General features: G+C 64.0%; 16 protein-coding genes. 11 read left to right on the plus strand and 5 right to left on the minus strand.

All coding sequences use genetic code 11. The features are described 5' to 3' along the window. Nucleotides 1-6: 6 nt before the first annotated feature. Nucleotides 7-924: a signal peptidase I gene (gene lepB, locus M2336_RS16110; RefSeq protein ID WP_264574899.1), complete on the plus strand. Its 918-nt coding sequence runs from the start codon at nucleotides 7-9 to the stop codon at nucleotides 922-924. A 25-nt stretch (nucleotides 925-949) separates the two neighbouring features. On the opposite strand, the gene M2336_RS16115 is transcribed toward lepB, so the two are convergent. After that, nucleotides 950-1,561: a TetR/AcrR family transcriptional regulator gene (locus tag M2336_RS16115; RefSeq protein WP_264593202.1), complete on the minus strand. Its 612-nt coding sequence runs from the start codon at nucleotides 1,559-1,561 to the stop codon at nucleotides 950-952. Between the two features lie 77 nt (nucleotides 1,562-1,638). Between M2336_RS16115 and M2336_RS16120 the strand changes: the two genes are divergently transcribed. Beyond that, nucleotides 1,639-2,001 carry a darcynin family protein gene (locus M2336_RS16120; RefSeq protein ID WP_264573264.1) on the plus strand — a complete coding sequence of 121 codons (363 nt, stop codon included), beginning with the start codon at nucleotides 1,639-1,641 and terminating at the stop codon, nucleotides 1,999-2,001. A gap of 82 nt (nucleotides 2,002-2,083) precedes the next feature. Here M2336_RS16120 and M2336_RS16125 read toward each other — a convergent pair whose 3' ends face one another. The 3 genes from M2336_RS16125 to M2336_RS16135 all read right to left on the minus strand — a co-directional run bounded on the left by M2336_RS16125 (nucleotide 2,084) and on the right by M2336_RS16135 (nucleotide 4,834). Beyond that, nucleotides 2,084-2,650 carry an FKBP-type peptidyl-prolyl cis-trans isomerase gene (locus M2336_RS16125; RefSeq protein WP_264573265.1) on the minus strand — a complete coding sequence of 189 codons (567 nt, stop codon included), beginning with the start codon at nucleotides 2,648-2,650 and terminating at the stop codon, nucleotides 2,084-2,086. Nucleotides 2,651-2,717: 67 nt separating this feature from the next. Beyond that, on the minus strand, nucleotides 2,718-2,924 hold the full coding sequence (rpsU, locus tag M2336_RS16130) for a 30S ribosomal protein S21 (protein ID WP_181560196.1): 207 nt from the start codon (nucleotides 2,922-2,924) through the stop codon (nucleotides 2,718-2,720). A gap of 176 nt (nucleotides 2,925-3,100) precedes the next feature. Beyond that, nucleotides 3,101-4,834: a bifunctional metallophosphatase/5'-nucleotidase gene (locus M2336_RS16135; RefSeq protein ID WP_264573266.1), complete on the minus strand. Its 1,734-nt coding sequence runs from the start codon at nucleotides 4,832-4,834 to the stop codon at nucleotides 3,101-3,103. A 174-nt stretch (nucleotides 4,835-5,008) separates the two neighbouring features. Between M2336_RS16135 and M2336_RS16140 the strand changes: the two genes are divergently transcribed. The 8 genes from M2336_RS16140 to M2336_RS16175 all read left to right on the plus strand — a co-directional run bounded on the left by M2336_RS16140 (nucleotide 5,009) and on the right by M2336_RS16175 (nucleotide 13,611). Continuing rightward, nucleotides 5,009-5,767 carry a class II aldolase/adducin family protein gene (locus M2336_RS16140; RefSeq protein WP_264573267.1) on the plus strand — a complete coding sequence of 253 codons (759 nt, stop codon included), beginning with the start codon at nucleotides 5,009-5,011 and terminating at the stop codon, nucleotides 5,765-5,767. A gap of 58 nt (nucleotides 5,768-5,825) precedes the next feature. After that, nucleotides 5,826-7,928 carry a prolyl oligopeptidase family serine peptidase gene (locus tag M2336_RS16145; RefSeq protein WP_264593203.1) on the plus strand — a complete coding sequence of 701 codons (2,103 nt, stop codon included), beginning with the start codon at nucleotides 5,826-5,828 and terminating at the stop codon, nucleotides 7,926-7,928. Nucleotides 7,929-7,938: 10 nt separating this feature from the next. After that, complete coding sequence (locus M2336_RS16150; RefSeq protein WP_181560199.1) at nucleotides 7,939-8,499, plus strand: (2Fe-2S)-binding protein; 561 nt, start codon at nucleotides 7,939-7,941, stop codon at nucleotides 8,497-8,499. A 121-nt stretch (nucleotides 8,500-8,620) separates the two neighbouring features. Continuing rightward, nucleotides 8,621-9,565, plus strand: coding sequence for an RcnB family protein (locus M2336_RS16155; RefSeq protein ID WP_264573269.1), 945 nt, complete (start codon nucleotides 8,621-8,623; stop codon nucleotides 9,563-9,565). A 148-nt stretch (nucleotides 9,566-9,713) separates the two neighbouring features. Further along, nucleotides 9,714-10,403, plus strand: coding sequence for a 2OG-Fe(II) oxygenase (locus M2336_RS16160; protein WP_264573270.1), 690 nt, complete (start codon nucleotides 9,714-9,716; stop codon nucleotides 10,401-10,403). Between the two features lie 161 nt (nucleotides 10,404-10,564). Beyond that, nucleotides 10,565-11,005 carry an RcnB family protein gene (locus M2336_RS16165; protein ID WP_264573271.1) on the plus strand — a complete coding sequence of 147 codons (441 nt, stop codon included), beginning with the start codon at nucleotides 10,565-10,567 and terminating at the stop codon, nucleotides 11,003-11,005. Nucleotides 11,006-11,190: 185 nt separating this feature from the next. Beyond that, complete coding sequence (locus tag M2336_RS16170) at nucleotides 11,191-13,023, plus strand: DUF885 domain-containing protein (RefSeq protein ID WP_264573272.1); 1,833 nt, start codon at nucleotides 11,191-11,193, stop codon at nucleotides 13,021-13,023. 141 nt (nucleotides 13,024-13,164) lie between these two features. Further along, entirely contained in the window at nucleotides 13,165-13,611 is a 447-nt protein-coding gene (locus M2336_RS16175) for a hypothetical protein (RefSeq protein ID WP_264573273.1), read from the plus strand. Between the two features lie 44 nt (nucleotides 13,612-13,655). Here M2336_RS16175 and M2336_RS16180 read toward each other — a convergent pair whose 3' ends face one another. Then, entirely contained in the window at nucleotides 13,656-15,257 is a 1,602-nt protein-coding gene (locus M2336_RS16180; protein ID WP_264573274.1) for a lysine--tRNA ligase, read from the minus strand. Between the two features lie 179 nt (nucleotides 15,258-15,436). Here M2336_RS16180 and M2336_RS16185 point away from each other — a divergent pair, with 179 nt between their 5' ends. Next, nucleotides 15,437-15,796: a PilZ domain-containing protein gene (locus M2336_RS16185; RefSeq protein ID WP_264573275.1), complete on the plus strand. Its 360-nt coding sequence runs from the start codon at nucleotides 15,437-15,439 to the stop codon at nucleotides 15,794-15,796. Nucleotides 15,797-15,807 lie beyond the last annotated feature (11 nt).

The following is a 15,807-nucleotide window of genomic DNA, read 5'->3' on the forward strand; positions in this document are numbered from 1 at the left end:
GCATCGATCAAGGCGCAGGAAACGCGCCGGAAACGCGCTGACAAGAAGACCGATTGGGTCGGCGAGATCAAGAGCATCGTGCTGCTGCTCGCGGCGGTGCTGGCGTTCCACAGCTTCGTGGCCAAGCCTTTCTACATCCCGTCCGAATCGATGATGCCGACCATGTTGGTGGGCGACCGGCTCATTGTTTCCAAATATGCCTATGGCTGGTCCTACGTCTCCCCGACGATTCCCAATCCGGCCGCGATCCTGCGCACCACATTGCTGGGCGGACCGCCCGAGCCCTGGGGTGTCACGCTGCCGTTCATGAACGGGCGCGTTTGGGGCAAGATGCCCGAGCGCGGCGACATCGCGATCGTGACGCCGCAGAACAGCAACGAGGATTATATCAAGCGCGTCATCGGCTTGCCCGGCGATCTGCTGGAAGTGCGGGACGGCGTGGTGATCCTCAACGGCAAGCCGGTCAAGCAGGAGGCCCTGCCCGCCATGCGGATGCCGGTGGACGCCAATAGCCGGTGCGATCCGCGCCAGTTCCCCGGCGCGCTTGAGGCACAGCCGGATGGCACGCAGGTGTGCGTGCTCCCGGTGCTGCGTGAGACGCTGCCCAATGGGCGCAGCTACACGATCATCGACATGGGCACACGCGAGACCGACTGGTACGGCCCGGTGCGCATCCCTGCCGGCCATGTGTTCCTGATGGGCGATAACCGCGACAATAGCGCGGACAGCCGCGTCTCTGCCGCAATGCAGGGCCTTGGCGGCCCTGTGCCGTGGGAATCACTGGGTGGCCGCGCCGAGTTTATCACCTTCTCGCTCGACGGCTCGACGCGGCTCAATCCGGCCACCTGGATCAGCAGCTTCCGCAGTGGCCGGGCAGGGATGTCGCTGCATCCTGAAGAGACAGCAGGTTCGGCGCAGCGCTGAGCGCTTTTGCGGTAAGAGCGGCTCCTCACCGATAGCCGAGATAGCCGCGCACGGCCCGACCGACGCGTTCTTCCAGACCGGGCCGGTCCTGTTCTCCATGCGCGCCAGCCGTGTCGACCATGCCCTTGATGATCGCGAGCATGTCCTGCGCGGCGAACGCCGTGTCGGCTTGGGTTGGAAGATCCGGGCGCTGTAACACGCTGGTAACGATCTCGCGGAGCCGCACGCTCACCGCGTGAATTGCCGGATCGAGCGGCAGCCGGGCCTCCTCGATATCAAGAAGGCGCGCCAAAACGGGGCGCCGGAGTTGATGCGCGACCGCTGCTGCGATCAGCAGAGCCAGCGCCGCCTGCCCCGTCTCGGCCGTTGTCGCCGCCTCCCAATCGGCGATCAGCAGCGCGGTTTCCCGCAAGATCAGCGCGCCGATCAGGGCGTCCTTGCCCGGAAAGTACTGATACAGCGACCCGATGCTGACGCCAGCACGTTCAGCAACGGCATTGGTGGTCAGTCCGCCGAGTCCCTTTTCCTCCAGAATGCGAGCCGTCGCTTCGACGATGGCCTTTACCGTCTCCAAAGAGCGGCTCTGCCGCGGCGATTTTCTGGGGATGGAGCGCTGCTGGGAAGGGATGTTGGTCATGACGTCAATGCGAGTAGCCAATCTTGAGCATTTGCTCGCATTTAGTCCGCGCAGACACAGACTGACAAGGACCTATCATGACCAATGCAAGCCTTTCGTTCGAACCCGCCCTCACCGTCTTCATGCTGGTCAAGACGTCGCCAGAGTGGCTCGGCTTTCCCGTCGATCAGCGTTTCGCGCTGCTGAACGAGCAATTCGCGCCCATTCTGCGCAAGCACGCCGGCAAGGTTGCGCTGCGCTTCTTCGACGTGGAGTTCTACGCGACGCGCGTAACCGACATCTGGATGTGGGATGCGATCGACCACCACGCCTATCAGTTGCTGGTCGAGGACCTGCGGGAAACAGCCTTCTGGGACCGTTATTTCGATATCGTCGAAATTCTGACCGGTGTCGAAAATGCCTATGCCAAGAATTATGGCCGGCCGGTCATTAGCGGATGAGGCGTCTAACAGGATGACGGCCCAGATGCCGGGCCGGGAATGAGATGTGTGAAGCGGGCGCCGGATCGGCGCCCCTTCCCCATCAGGGCTGCGGCATCTCCGGCGCGCCCGGCGGCATCGCGCCCGGGCCACCCGGACCTCCGCCCTGCTGCTGCATCATCTGCTGCATCTGCATCATCTGCTGGGCCTGCATGACCTCGGCACGGGATTTGAACTCAAGCAGCTTGATCTCGAACTGCAAGGGCGTGTTCGGCGGGATGACGCCGCCCGGAGGGGGGCTGTCGCCATAAGCCAGCTCGGCGGGGATCCATGCGCGAATGCTGCCGCCGCGCTTGAGCAGGGTCACCGCCTCCGCAAAGCCGGGGACCAGCGACTGCAGGTCCATCGGCGCGCTCTCATTCTCGTCGAACACCGTGCCATCGGGCAGCGTGCCCTTATAGGCGACGAGCGCAAAATCATCGCGGGTGGGGCTTTCGCCCGACCCTTGCGTTATCATCTGGTAGCGCAGGCCGCTGGAGGTATGACCGAACTGGCGGCTGCCAGCCCAGGCCAGCACCGCCGCAACGGCCAGCACCAGCACGACCGCAAGCCAGAAACGACGAACCGAACCGCGCCGGATGGGCTGCAAGGGAACCGCCGTGACGGACATGGGCCGTGCCTCTTCTTATTGAAACCGGGAGAATCAACAGGGCCGCAAGCGCGGCCCTGAAAGTAACTTAACGGGCGCCGTCGCGCTCGGCGCGCTTGCGCTCCAGCTTGCGGGCACGACGGATGGCCGCAGCCTTTTCGCGCGCACGCTTCTCGGAGGGCTTCTCATAGTGACGACGGAGCTTCATCTCGCGATAAACGCCCTCACGCTGCAGCTTCTTCTTGAGCGCCCGCAGCGCCTGGTCGACGTTGTTGTCGCGCACGATGATTTGCATAAGCTCGTCAGTCTCCAGTTCTATCGCTTGTCCGCAGGGACCGGAGCACACTCCGGACGCGGTATCAATCTGCCTAAAATAACATACGCCGCGACAATCTGCCACGGCGGAACGGGCTGCCCTTATCAGGGTGACCTTACCGGATCAAGACCGGAAAGGCTTGGAAAAGGCCACAATCATTGCGGTGTGGCATTGCGGATGCGGTCCAGGGCAGGTGGGCCGCGATGCGAGTCGCTGGCGATATACACCTCCAGCGCGTCCACATCCACCGGCCCTTCGGCCAGCACCGGCGCCGGCGCGAACAGCCGCAGCCCATCACCGCCCTGCGCGATGAAATTGTTCATGGCGACCCGGTAAGTGCCCTCGTCGCGCAATGCCGCGCCATTCAGCCGGATGTTGAAGACGCGGGCGCCGGCGGGACGGCTGGCGTCGAATTCATAGCTGAATCCCCTGGAAACGCTGAGAATCGACGGGCGATCGCCACGGGTGAACTGCTGCTCCAGCGCGGCACGGATATCTGCGCCCGAGAGCTGCTTGACGAGCATCACATTGCCGAAGGGCTGCGCGGAATAGAGATCACCGAAGCGCACACTGCCATCGGCCAAGGGCGCGATGGGCGCGCGCAATCCGCCGGGATTCATGAGGGCCAGCTGCGCCCCGCCCCGCTCCGGCGCTTGCACGGAGGCCAGCTGCGCATCCGCGATGAAGTTGCCGAGCGTGCTCTGGCCGCTCGCATCGGCGATCTGGGTCAGGCTGCCGGCCAGCTTGCCGACGACTCGGTCGCTCACGCTGGAGGCCGCCGTGCGATAGCGGGCCACGAGATCGGTCAGCTCGGGCTGGGCGACAGGCGCATCCTCGCGCTGCTCCACAAGAAGGTTCTCGGCCCGCTTATCGACCAGCCGATGTGCGGCGACATCATAATCGAGCGTGATGCGGGTGAGCAGCGTGCCATATTGCCCGGCGCTGGTGGCAAGGAAGGGCCGAGCCGGATCGACCGTGCCATAGCGGCAGACATAGGCCTGATGGGTATGGCCGGAAATCACGAGATCGAAAGCAGGATCGAGCCGCGCCATGATCTGCGGCAGCGGTCCGGAAAGCGAGCCGCAATCGCCGGGATCGCCCTCCCCACCCGGATAGCCGCCTTCGTGGATCAGCAGCACCAATATCTCTGCCCCGGCCTGCTTGAGCGCGGCGACATAGCTGTTGGCCGCCTCCGCTTCATCGAGGAAGCGCAGATTGGCGACACCGCTGGGCGCCACGATCGCCGGCGTGCCCTTGAGCGTGACGCCGACGAAACCGATGGTCACCGTCTTGCCGCCAGCGAGGGCAAAGCGCTTGAGGCCATAAGCCGGGAACAAGGTCTGCCCATCGGCCTGCTGCACATTCGCCGCAAGAAAGCCAAAGCGCGCGCCCGGGAAATCGCTCATCACCTGGCAGGGCTGCAATCGTGTAAACTGCGTGCAACCGCCGGTCTGCATCCGCCGCAGCTCGTCCGGCCCGCGATCGAACTCATGATTGCCCACCGAGTTGAAATCAACGCCGACCGTGTTCATCACGCGGATCGTCGGCTCATCGAGGAAATGGCCGGAGATGAGCGGCGACGCGCTGATCATGTCGCCGGCGGAGACCACGGCGCTGTTGGGATTCTCGGCCCGCAGGCGGGAGACGGCCTGCGCAAAGTGGATCGCGCCGCCCGCTGCCGTGCGCGGCGCATCGGCAGCGGCGCCCGGTGGGAGCACGGTCTGTCCGACAGTATCGATATGGCCGTGAAAATCATTGAAGGCGATGATCTGCAGCCGCGCAATGCTGTCGCCAGCCGGGGATGCGGGCCGCTGCGCCGTCTGCGCGCAGGCGCCGAGCAGAAGAAGGCCAAGCGGGAGGCTGGCGCGGATCATCGAGGAAAATTGCATCGTCACTCGTCCATAGCTGGCGAAAAGCGGGTCTCTGTTAGCAGATGCTCCGGGTCATCGCAGTGACAGCGGCACAGGCCGCCGCCTTTCACTCGACAACCCGCCCTCTCCCGCGCATCATCCAAGCCATCGCCCCACGAGACCCAGGAGGGTCCGGCGCAAGGAGAGAGGATCATGGCCACAGCCGCCCAAACACACCCGATGAGCGATGCCGAATGGCAGGCCCGCCAGCAACTGGCCGCTTGCTACCGCATCTTCGCTCATATGGGCTGGGACGAACTGATCTATAATCACATCTCGCTGCGCGTGCCGGGCGAAGAGCAGGCGTTTCTCATCAACCCTTTCGGCCTCCATTATTCGGAGGTCAAGGCATCCAATCTCGTCAAGATCGACATTGACGGCAACACGCTGGATGGCAGCCCGCACCCGGTCAACCGCGCGGGCTTCGTGCAGCACAGCGTCTTCCACCGCCATGTGCCGGACGCGCATTGTATCATCCACACCCACACCACGGCGGGCATGGCCGTCTCGTCTACCCAGGAAGGGCTGCTGGCGACGAACTTCTATGCCGGCTTCCTGGTCGGCAACATCGCCTATCATGATTTCGAGGGCGTAACCGTGCGCACGGAGGAAGGCGCGCGCCTCGTCGCCAATCTGGGCGACAAGCGCTTCATGATCCTGCGCAACCATGGCCTGCTGGTGATGGGCCAGACGTTGCCGGAGGCATTCCTGCGCTATTTCGTATTCGAGCGGGCCTGCGAAATCCAGCTGGCGACCCGGCAGGCGGGCACGCCGCTGATCATCCCAGACGAGGTGCTGGCCGTGCATAAGCGCGACATGTTTTCGGCCATTCCGGCCGAACGGTTCGGGATGCTCGACTTTGCCGCGATGGTGCGCGTGATCGACCGGATCGACCCGAGCTGGCGCGACTGAGCATTGCTCCGGCACGCCGCTGGTGGCAATCAGGGGCGTGTTTCCGGGAAGATTCTCCATGAAGGTATTGGCAATGGCGGCTGCGATCACCCTCGCAAGCGGAACGACGGCGGCTACGGCAGACACTGTGGCGCAGGACGATCCCTTCCTCTGGCTCGAGGACTGGCATGGGGAGAAGTCCATGGCCTGGGTGGAGGCGGAGAATGCGCGCACCGTGAACGTGCTGCAGAACGACCCGAACTACCCCAGCATGGTGAAGGACGCGATCGCCATCGCCACCGCGACCGACCGCATTCCGATGCCGAGCCTGATCGGCGGGCGCATCTATAATTTCTGGCGGGATGCCGCGCATCCGCAGGGCATCTGGCGGCACACCAGCGCCAGCGAGTATGCGCAGGCCAGCCCGCGCTGGACGACCGCGCTCGATCTCGACGCGCTGAGCAAGGCCGAGGCGAAGAAATGGGTGTGGAAAGGCGCCACCTGCCTGGAGCCGGATGAGCGACGCTGCCTGATTTCGCTCTCTGACGGTGGCGAGGATGCCACCGACATTCGCGAGTTCGATCTTGCCACCGGCGCCTTCGTCAAGGGCGGTTTTGCGCTCTCCACATCGAAGCAGGGTGTCGACTGGGTCGATGCCGACACGCTCATCGCCTCGCGCGACTGGGGCGAAGGCACGCTAACGGCATCGGGCTATCCGTTCGTCGTCAAGACGCTGAAGCGCGGTGCGCCGCTGAGCGATGCCACAGAGGTGTTTCGCGGCGCGAAGGAGGATGTCGGCGTTTGGCCGGCGGTGCTCAACGATGGCGCGGGCAATCGAGCAGTGATTCTGGTGCGCTCGCGGACCTTCTTCGAGAATGATTACATTCTCGTCACGCCGCAGGGCGTGCGCAAACTGCCGCTGCCGGCAAAGTCCACACTCTCGGGCATGATTGCCGGCCGAGTTATCCTCAAGACCAGCGAGCCATGGCGCAGCGGCGGCGTGAACGTGCCGACCGGCAGCGCGGTGGCGATCTCGCTCGATGATCTGCGCGCCGAGCGGACGCTGGTGCCCCAAATATTGTTCGCACCGGGCGCCCGGCAATCGGTCGAGCAGGTCGCCACGACCCGCGACCATGTCATCCTCGCCACCACCGACAATGTGCGTGGCCGCGCCGCCGTGTTGACGCCGACCGCGACGGGCTGGACATCGACTGCGCTGACGCTGCCCGACAATGCCTCCATCGGCATCGCGGCGGCCAGCGACCGGGACAATGCGGCCTATCTCTCCGTCACCGGTTTTCTCCAGCCGACGACACTCTGGCAGATCGATGCCGCCAAGCCGGCGCCGGTGCAGGTGAAGGCCCTGCCTGCCCGCTTCGATGCCAGCGGGCTGGTGGTCGAGCAGTTCGAGGCCAGCTCCACTGACGGAACGAAAATCCCCTATTTCATCGTCCACCGCGAGGGCATGGCGCGCGATGGCAGCACGCCCACGATCATGACGGCTTATGGCGGGTTCGAGGTTTCCTACACGCCGTCCTACTCCGCGCTGATCGGCAAGCTGTGGCTGGAGCGGGGCGGCAGCTTCGTCATCGCCAACATCCGTGGCGGCGGGGAGTTCGGACCAGCCTGGCATCAGGCGGGGCTCAAGACCAAGCGCCAGATCATCTATGATGATTTTGCGGCTGTGGGTCAGGACATCTTCGCGCGCAAGCTCTCAAGCCCCAAGAAGTTCGGCATCTTCGGCGGCTCCAATGGCGGGCTGCTGATGGGCGTGGAGTTCAACCAGCATCCCGAGCTGTGGAATGCGGTGGTCATTCAGGTGCCGCTGCTGGATATGCTGCGCTTCGAGCAGATCGCCGCCGGGCCAAGCTGGGTCGATGAATATGGCAGCGTCTCGGTGCCGGAGGAAAAGGCGTTCCTCAAGACCATCTCGCCCTATCATAATGTGGTGAAGGGCAAGGCCTATCCCGAGCCCTATATCTGGACGACGACCAAGGACGACCGCGTCGGCCCGCAGCACGCTCGCAAGTTCGCGGCGCGGCTCAAGGATTATGGCATCCCCTATCTCTTCTATGAGGACACAGCAGGCGGCCATTCGGGCGATGCGGACATCGAGCAAAGTGCCCGGCTGAAAGCGATGGAAATGGTCTACTTCACCCGCAAGCTCGTCGACGGCAAGTGACGCGGGGCCGATGACCAAGTTCACCGTCAACGACCGCCCGGTCGAGTACAAAATGGACCCGCAGACGCCCTTGCTATGGGCGTTGCGGGACGCCTCCAACCTCACCGGCACCAAATATGGCTGCGGCACGGGCGACTGCGGCGCCTGCACAGTCGACATTGACGGCCTCGCGATCCGCTCCTGCCAGGTCACGATCGCAGCGATGGAAGGCCGGTTCGTCACAACCATCGAGGCGCTGTCGCCCGATCGCAGCCATCCTGTGCAGCAGGCCTGGGCAGCGCAGATGGTGCCGCAATGCGGTTACTGCCAATCCGGCATGATCATGGCGGCCTCCGTGCTGCTGCGCCGGAACAGCAACCCGACCGACGCGCAGATCGACGCGGCGATGACCAATATCTGCCGCTGCGGCACCTATCCGCGCATTCGCGAGGCGATCAAGCAGGCGGGGCGCATCATGCGCGGTGAGGAGCGCGTCGCGGCCGCGCCGGCACCGGGCATCGCGCCGGCAGATGCCGCGCGCCATGTGCCCGCCATGACGCCGCCCAATGACGGGCGCTCGACCGCCGATTGAGCGTCCCGCGGCGAGACAAGCTTTCGCATCGCTGTCAGCAATGTTCAGCATGACGACAGCGGCCTTGTCGTAAACACATCCTTAATGGCGAAGAACCGCCTGCTTTGAGGATGTAACCACGATGAGCCGTCTTTTGACCTTCGGCCTGCTGGCTTCCACCATGCTGGCCACCGCGCCGGTTGCTGCGCAGGAGCGCAGCGCCAACCGGGGCGACTGGATCCGCAACCAGAACCAGCAGCAGCAGCAATCTGCACCGCGGCAGGGTGGCGGCGATCGCCGGCGTGACTGGTCGGGACAGCGCGGTGGACCGTCGCGTGGGGACGGCATGCGCCCGCAGCCGGCTCCGCAGCAGCGCGCGCCCGCTACGGTGACCACGACCCGCGTCGCGCCGTCCGATGCGCCCGGCCCCAATTGGCAGGACCGTCGCGCACCCGACCAGGCCGGACGGCCCGACAGGCCCGAGCAGCGCGAGCGTCCCCGGGATCAGCCGCGCAGCTGGAATGACACCAGCCGGAACAATGCCAACTGGCGTGACGATAGCCGCCAGCAGGCCGAGAACCGCGCCGAATGGGAACGTCGGCGCGAGCAGGCCAATCGGGATGGCAACCGCACCGACTGGCGAGACCGCGACGACGCGCGCCGCTGGGATGGTCGCCGCGACAATGACTGGCGACGCAATGACAGCACCAGCCGGGACCGCGCCGACTGGGAGCGGCAGCGCCTGAACGAGCGCCAACGCTGGGCCGACCAGCGCCGCTGGGACAATCGCTGGCGCAACGACCGGCGCTATGACTGGCAACGCTACCGTACGCAGTATCGCTCGGTCTACAGGATGCCGACCTATTACGCGCCCTATGGCTGGAACTACGGCTACCGCCGCTTTTCGATCGGCATCTACCTGAACGACATGCTGTTTGGGCGGAATTACTGGATCAGCGATCCCTACGAGTACCGCCTGCCGCCCGTCTACGGCTCGCTGCGCTGGGTGCGCTATTATGACGATGCGCTGCTGGTCGACACCCGCGACGGCTATGTCGTCGATGTGATCCACGACTTCTTCTGGTGAGCGGGTCGGAGCCCGCACCAAGCCCTTCCTGAGCGGCCTTCAGGAAAGACTGGGCCGGTTCCCGCTTCGGCAGGGGCCGGTCCTTTTTTGGGTGCGGGCGCACCGCCTCCCCTTGCTAAGCCCGGGATCGGGATGGCAGGAGACAGGCATGAAGCAAAATTGGCCAGATGACGCGGAACTTCCCTCGCAAGCCCGCGCGGAGATCGGCGTCCGCGTGCGCCAGCGCCTCTCCCGCAACCCGATGATCAGCCGGGTGCAGACCGAGCGGGCCGAGATGTTCCTGCGCCACGGGCTGGTGACGCCCAAGGAATGCACCGAGCTGATCGGCAAGATCGATGCCGGGTGCAAACCCTCCAAGCTGTTTTCCGGCACCGAGTCGGGGTACCGCACCAGCAGCAGCTGCAATCTCGACATCTACGATCCACTCGTGGTCGCGGTGACGAAGCGCATCGACGCGCTGATGGGCATCGAAGGCGACTATGGCGAGCTGCTGCAGGGCCAGCGTTATTACGAGTCCCAGCAATATCAGCTGCATTGCGATTATTTCCCCGCGAAGGTGCACTATTGGCCGGCGATGCGGGCGACCGGCGGACAACGCTGCTGGACGGCGATGGCCTATCTGTGCGACGTCCAAGCGGGGGGCGAGACGCAGTTTCCGCGCTTGGGCGTAACGATCCCGCCCCGCACCGGCACGCTGCTCATCTGGAACAATATGACCGCGGACGGCAGCCCCAATTACGATACGCTGCATGCGGCCCTGCCCGTTGCCAAAGGCGCCAAATATGTCGTGACCCGCTGGTATCGCGAGCGCCCGTGGGAACCGCGTAACAAGCCCTGACTCCGCGCTCCGCCACGCGTGGGAACCTCAGACAAATTGCGACACTTATGAGCGAAAGCTGACACAGGCGTTCGCGCGCCATTCAGCCCGTCGAGCCGATAAGGATCAGGCGACCAAGGCCGCAGAACGAGGCGCCTGGCCGGCACTGAAAGGAGTGTCACATGATGAAAAAGTTTCTGCTCGGCGGGCTTGCAGCCCTCACCCTCATCCCCACCACCGCGATGGCCCAGCCCTATCACGCCCAGGACCGGCAGGATGTGCGGGAAGCTCGTCGCGACGTGAACGACGCCCGTCGCGATGTTCGCGATGCCAAGCGTGACCTGCGCGGCGCCCGCTGGGACTATCAGCGCGAGGTGCGCGACTATAATCGAGAGCGCCCGTGGCGCGCGGCCCCGTTCAAATATCAGAGCTTCAAGGCAGGCGTCACCATCCGGCCCGCCTATTACGGCCGCAACTATGTCGTGAATGACTGGCGCCGCTTCCACTGGGATGCCCCCCGTGCGAACCAGGTCTGGGTACGCCATTATGACGACGCACTGCTCGTGAATACGCGCACCGGCAGGGTCGTGAAGGTGATCCACAACGCCTTCCGTTACCGCTGATCACGCTTCCCTTCTCGGGATAAGAATGAAGAGGGCCGCGCCGACATTCGGCGCGGCCCTTTTTATGCGCCTGAGCATGCTTCCCCGCGACGAAACGAGCCGGTCGAGCGTTGTGATGAACAGCGCGCGGCGCTACGCATCCATGCATGCGATCTTCTGATCGACCTTCCCGGAAAGGACTTCCCATGTTCCGCGCCCAGCGCCTTACCCGCAGCCTCTCGTTGCTGCTTGCCGCCACCGCTTTTGCCACGCCCCTGCTGGCCCAGACGCCTGCGGCGCAACCCGCCGGTCAGACCGCCTCGAGCGAGGATCAACGCCTGACCGCGCTGTTCGCCCGCGCCAACGAGGCCACGCTCGCCAACAACCCGCTCGACGCGCTGTTTCGGGGTGATATGCGCCATGCCGACCGCATGGGCGATTATATCAGCGACGCCTATTTCGCGACTGAGCGCAAAATCGCGCAGGACAATCTCGCCGCTCTCCATGCCGTCAACCGCGACCGGCTGAACGCCCAGAACAAGATCGCCTATGATGTGTTCGAGTGGGAAGTGCAGGACAAGCTGACGAAGCTCAGCCCTCCGCTGGTCAACATCAGCGCGGTCATCCCGATCAATCATTTCACGGGGCTGCACACCTTCTACCCGACCCTGTCGTCCGGCAAGGGCGCGGCGCCGTTCAAGACGCTCGCCGACTATGAGAACAACCTCAAGCGCCACAAGGACTATGTGCGCTATCTCGACCGCGCGATCGGCCGCTTCCGCGAGGGCATGGCGAGCGGCGTTGTCGAGACCAAGCTGACCATCGGCAATACGATCTCGCAGCTCGACGCCCTGCTGGCCCAGCCGGTGGACGAGTCGCCCTTCTACCAGCCGGTGAAGGATTTTCCCGAGGACATCGCGCCGGCTGACCGGCAGCGGCTGACCAAGGCTTATCGGGATGCACTGATCAACGAGATCAACCCCGCCCAGAAGCGGCTGCGCGACTTCCTGAAAGCGGACTATCTGCCGGTGGCACGCGAGGGCGTCGGCCTCAGCGCCATGAAGGGTGGCGCGGAGCTTTATGCCGCGCTGGTCAAGAGCATGACGACGCTGCCGCTCACGCCGGATTATATCCACAATCTCGGCCTTTCGGAAGTCGCGCGCATCCGCAGCGAGATGGAGCAGGTGCGGGACGAAGTGGGATTCAAGGGCACCCTCGGCGCCTTCTTCACCCATTTGCGCGAGGCCCCGGAATTTCACCCCAAGTCCCGCGAGTGGATGACGGAAGAATTCTACCGCATCGGCAAGATCGTTGATGAGAAGGTGCCGAGCCAGTTCTCGACGCTGCCCAAGGCCAAGCTGGAAATCCGGCCCTATCCCGAATTCCGCGAGAAGTTCGAGGCTGGCGGTTCCTACGAGAATGGCACGCCCGATGGCACGCGCCCCGGCGTGTTCTACTTCAACGCCTATGACCTGCCCTCCCGCAGCATTCCCGGCATGACGACGCTCTATCTGCACGAAGGCGCGCCGGGCCATCACTTCCAGATCAGCCTCGCGCAGGAAAATGCCAGCCTGCCCGACTTCATCCGCTTCGGCGGCAACACGGCTTATGTTGAAGGCTGGGCGCTGTATGCCGAGACGCTGGGCTATGATTTCGGCCTGTTCAAAGACCCGTATCAGCGCATGGGCCATCTCGACGATGAGATGCTGCGTGCGATGCGGCTGGTGGTGGATACCGGCATCCACGCCAAGGGCTGGACCCGCGATCAGGCCATTGCGTACATGCTCGACAACAGCTCGATGGGGAAGACGGACGCCACCGCCGAGGTCGAGCGATACATCGCCATGCCAGCCCAGGCCCTCTCCTACAAGATCGGCGCGCTGACCATCCAGCGGCTGAAGAAGAAGGCGCAGGCGGCGCTTGGCGACCGGTTCGACGTCAAGGCCTTCCACGATCAGGTGCTGATGACCGGCGCGCTGCCGATGAGCGTGCTGGAGCGCAAGATCGACGACTGGATCGCTCACGCCAAGGCTCGGTAATCAGCCGTGCCCTGAGTGCACCCGGTGGCCCCGCCCAAGCGAGAGCCACCGGGATTGACTCTGACATCGGCCTCAATCACTATTGCAATTCGTTCGCAATAGCATATCCTGCCAGCGTTCATTCTGCTGGAAGGGGTCGCCATGACCAGGGATTTATCCGCTCTTTTCGCCTTTCGGGACCTGCGGTCCTTTCCGTTGACGGCCATGCACCTCATCATGGCCGCGCGGCTGTGCATTATCTACGGCCAGTCAGGCCGTGATCCTGTGCCGGACCTCGCCGTCCGCTTGCGGTCCATGGATGCCGCCCGGCGCGTCATTCTGCTCGTGCGGGGATTGCAGGAGGGCTGGCCCGAACATTTCCTCGTGCATCGACCCTGCGCGATGTCGCTCAGCCCTGACGAGGCGCTGCTTGGCGATCTGGCGCTGACGGCGATCCAGGGCGACGAGGCGGAGGCCACGCGCCTGCTGCGCGAGACGCTGCCCTGCGATGTCACGCATTTCCTCTTTCACCAGACCGTCGCAGCCGTGGCGGCCATCCGGTCCGCGCAATTGCAGCCGCATCGCCCCGAGAACCGATGCGGCTGCTGAACGCGGGGAAAGCTGGAGGGGTAGCTTGCCCCCCGTTCTACCGATTATGCGGCTGCCAGATCCAGCGCCTGGGCAATCAGCTTGCGGCTGTTTGCAATGCCATAGAGCGCGATGAAGCTGCCCATGCGTGGCCCCTGCTGGGCGCCGAGCAAGGTCTCATAGAGTGCCTTGAACCAGTCGCGCAGCTGCTCGAAGCCGTAATGCGGGTCCTTGCCGATCTCGTAGACGATATTCTGGATGTCCTCAGCCGAGGCGTCGTCCGGCAAAGCGGCGAGCTGGGCATCCAGTTCGCGCAGCGCCAGCGCTTCGTTGGACTCCGGCGCGCGGCGCTTGAGCGTGGGGGCGACAAAATCGCGATTATAGGCCAGCGCATTACGCACGAGGCCGGCGACGCGCGGATAGCGCTCCACCGAGGCATTGGGCGCGTAGTTGCGCAGATAGGCCCACACCTGATGCTCGGTCGCATCGGCGCCCATGACGCCGACCAGATTGAGCAGCAGGCCATAGGTCACCGGCAGCGGATCGTCCGTCACCTGTCCGCCATGGACATGGTGGACGGGATTGCCGAGGCGCTTGTCCACGGCCTGCGTGGCATAGGCGGAGCGGAACTGCTCATAATCATCGACCGCGCGCGGAATGACGCCGATGTGCAGCGACTTGGCCGCCTTGGGCTCGCGATAGATATAGAAGGCCAGGCTCTCTTCCGAGCCGTAGGTCAGCCACTGCTCGATGCTGAGGCCATTGCCCTTGGACTTGGAGATCTTCTCTCCCTTTTCGTCCAGAAACATCTCGTAATTAAAGCCCTCGGGCGGGCGTCCGCCGAGCGCCCGAGCGATCTTTGAGCTTTGCGTGACGCTGTCGATCAGATCCTTGCCGGCCATCTCGTAATCGACGCCGAGCGCCACCCAGCGCATCGCCCAGTCGACCTTCCATTGCAGCTTGGCGCCGCCGGAGAGGATGCTCTGTTCGATCGTCTCGCCTTCGTCCTCGAAGCGGACGATCCCGGCATCGGCATCGACCACCTCGACCGGCACCTGCAGCACGATGCCGCTCTTCGCGCTGATCGGCAGCACCGGCGAATAGGTTGCCTGCCGCTCCTTGCGCAGCGTGGGCAGCATGATGTCCATGATCGCCTGATAGTTGCGCAGCACGTTGCGCAGGGCGTCATCGAACTGGCCCCCGCGATACATGTCGGTCGAGGAGACGAACTCATAATCGAACCCGTAGCGATCAAGAAACGCGCGCAGCATCGCATTATTGTGATGCGCGAAGCTCTCATATTTCTCGAACGGATCGGGCACTTGCGTCAGCGGGCGGCCGAGATGTTCGGTCAGCATGGCCTGATTGGGGACGTTGTCCGGCACCTTGCGTAGCCCGTCCATATCATCGCTGAAGGCAATGAGCCGCGTGGGCGCACCGGTCATTTCCTCATATGCGTGGCGGACCATGGTGGTGCGCTGCACCTCATTGAACGTGCCGATATGCGGCAGCCCCGACGGGCCATAGCCGGTCTCGAAGAGCATCGGCGCATCGCCGGGCTTGCCCTGCGGATAGCGCTTGAGCAGCTTGCGCGCTTCTTCATAGGGCCAGGCCTTGGAGACCTTCGCGGCCTCCCGCAGTTGAGCGGCATAATCAGCATCAGTCATGCGGCGAGCCTCTAGCGCCAAGAGCGCGCGCGCAACAACCAAAAAGGCCGGAGAGCAAAAAACAGAAATGCGACGAAACGAAAATTTTACCAATTGGTGTAAGACATCGTGAACGTCCGCCGGAGACGCAAAACCCCTGGGGAGGGGAGAATCGGGTGGGCTTGTGTGGGAGTCTCACCGTGGACCATAAGATCGACCGGCCGCAGCGCGTCTGCGTCCAAGTTCCTGTTATCATAACGACCGTGCTCGACGTGCAGGAGGCCACCTTGGTGGACCTGACCGAAGATGGCGGCCTAATTTCAGGATGCAGCCTGAGCGAAGGCACACGCTTCCAGATCGATTATATGAGCGAGACGATCTATGCCCAGTCCATCTGGCATGAGGTTGACCGCACCGGCTGCCGATTCATTTTCCCGCTAAGGGATGGCGCGCTCTATCAGCATCTCGAACTGGCCCGATCAGCCCTTTTCGCGGAAAGTGCGGCCTTCGCGGATGCCAGCGCTAGCCCAATTCGCGGTTTCGGGCGCCGCCTCGCCTGAATTCGGCCTAC

This window comes from Sphingobium sp. B1D7B (genome assembly GCF_025961965.1).
Taxonomy (GTDB): domain Bacteria; phylum Pseudomonadota; class Alphaproteobacteria; order Sphingomonadales; family Sphingomonadaceae; genus Sphingobium.

What these genes read in the sequence shown, in the direction of transcription:
- M2336_RS16165 (WP_264573271.1), top strand. Translation starts at nt 10,565, where the DNA reads ATGATGAAAAAGTTTCTGCTCGGCGGGCTTGCAGCCCTCACCCTCATC.
- M2336_RS16125 (WP_264573265.1), bottom strand. Translation starts at nt 2,650, where the DNA reads ATGTCCGTCACGGCGGTTCCCTTGCAGCCCATCCGGCGCGGTTCGGTT.
- rpsU (WP_181560196.1), bottom strand. Translation starts at nt 2,924, where the DNA reads ATGCAAATCATCGTGCGCGACAACAACGTCGACCAGGCGCTGCGGGCG.
- M2336_RS16180 (WP_264573274.1), bottom strand. Translation starts at nt 15,257, where the DNA reads ATGACTGATGCTGATTATGCCGCTCAACTGCGGGAGGCCGCGAAGGTC.
- M2336_RS16155 (WP_264573269.1), top strand. Translation starts at nt 8,621, where the DNA reads ATGAGCCGTCTTTTGACCTTCGGCCTGCTGGCTTCCACCATGCTGGCC.
- M2336_RS16145 (WP_264593203.1), top strand. Translation starts at nt 5,826, where the DNA reads ATGAAGGTATTGGCAATGGCGGCTGCGATCACCCTCGCAAGCGGAACG.
- M2336_RS16115 (WP_264593202.1), bottom strand. Translation starts at nt 1,561, where the DNA reads ATGACCAACATCCCTTCCCAGCAGCGCTCCATCCCCAGAAAATCGCCG.
- M2336_RS16120 (WP_264573264.1), top strand. Translation starts at nt 1,639, where the DNA reads ATGACCAATGCAAGCCTTTCGTTCGAACCCGCCCTCACCGTCTTCATG.
- M2336_RS16150 (WP_181560199.1), top strand. Translation starts at nt 7,939, where the DNA reads ATGACCAAGTTCACCGTCAACGACCGCCCGGTCGAGTACAAAATGGAC.
- M2336_RS16170 (WP_264573272.1), top strand. Translation starts at nt 11,191, where the DNA reads ATGTTCCGCGCCCAGCGCCTTACCCGCAGCCTCTCGTTGCTGCTTGCC.
- M2336_RS16175 (WP_264573273.1), top strand. Translation starts at nt 13,165, where the DNA reads ATGACCAGGGATTTATCCGCTCTTTTCGCCTTTCGGGACCTGCGGTCC.
- M2336_RS16135 (WP_264573266.1), bottom strand. Translation starts at nt 4,834, where the DNA reads ATGCAATTTTCCTCGATGATCCGCGCCAGCCTCCCGCTTGGCCTTCTT.
- M2336_RS16140 (WP_264573267.1), top strand. Translation starts at nt 5,009, where the DNA reads ATGGCCACAGCCGCCCAAACACACCCGATGAGCGATGCCGAATGGCAG.
- M2336_RS16160 (WP_264573270.1), top strand. Translation starts at nt 9,714, where the DNA reads ATGAAGCAAAATTGGCCAGATGACGCGGAACTTCCCTCGCAAGCCCGC.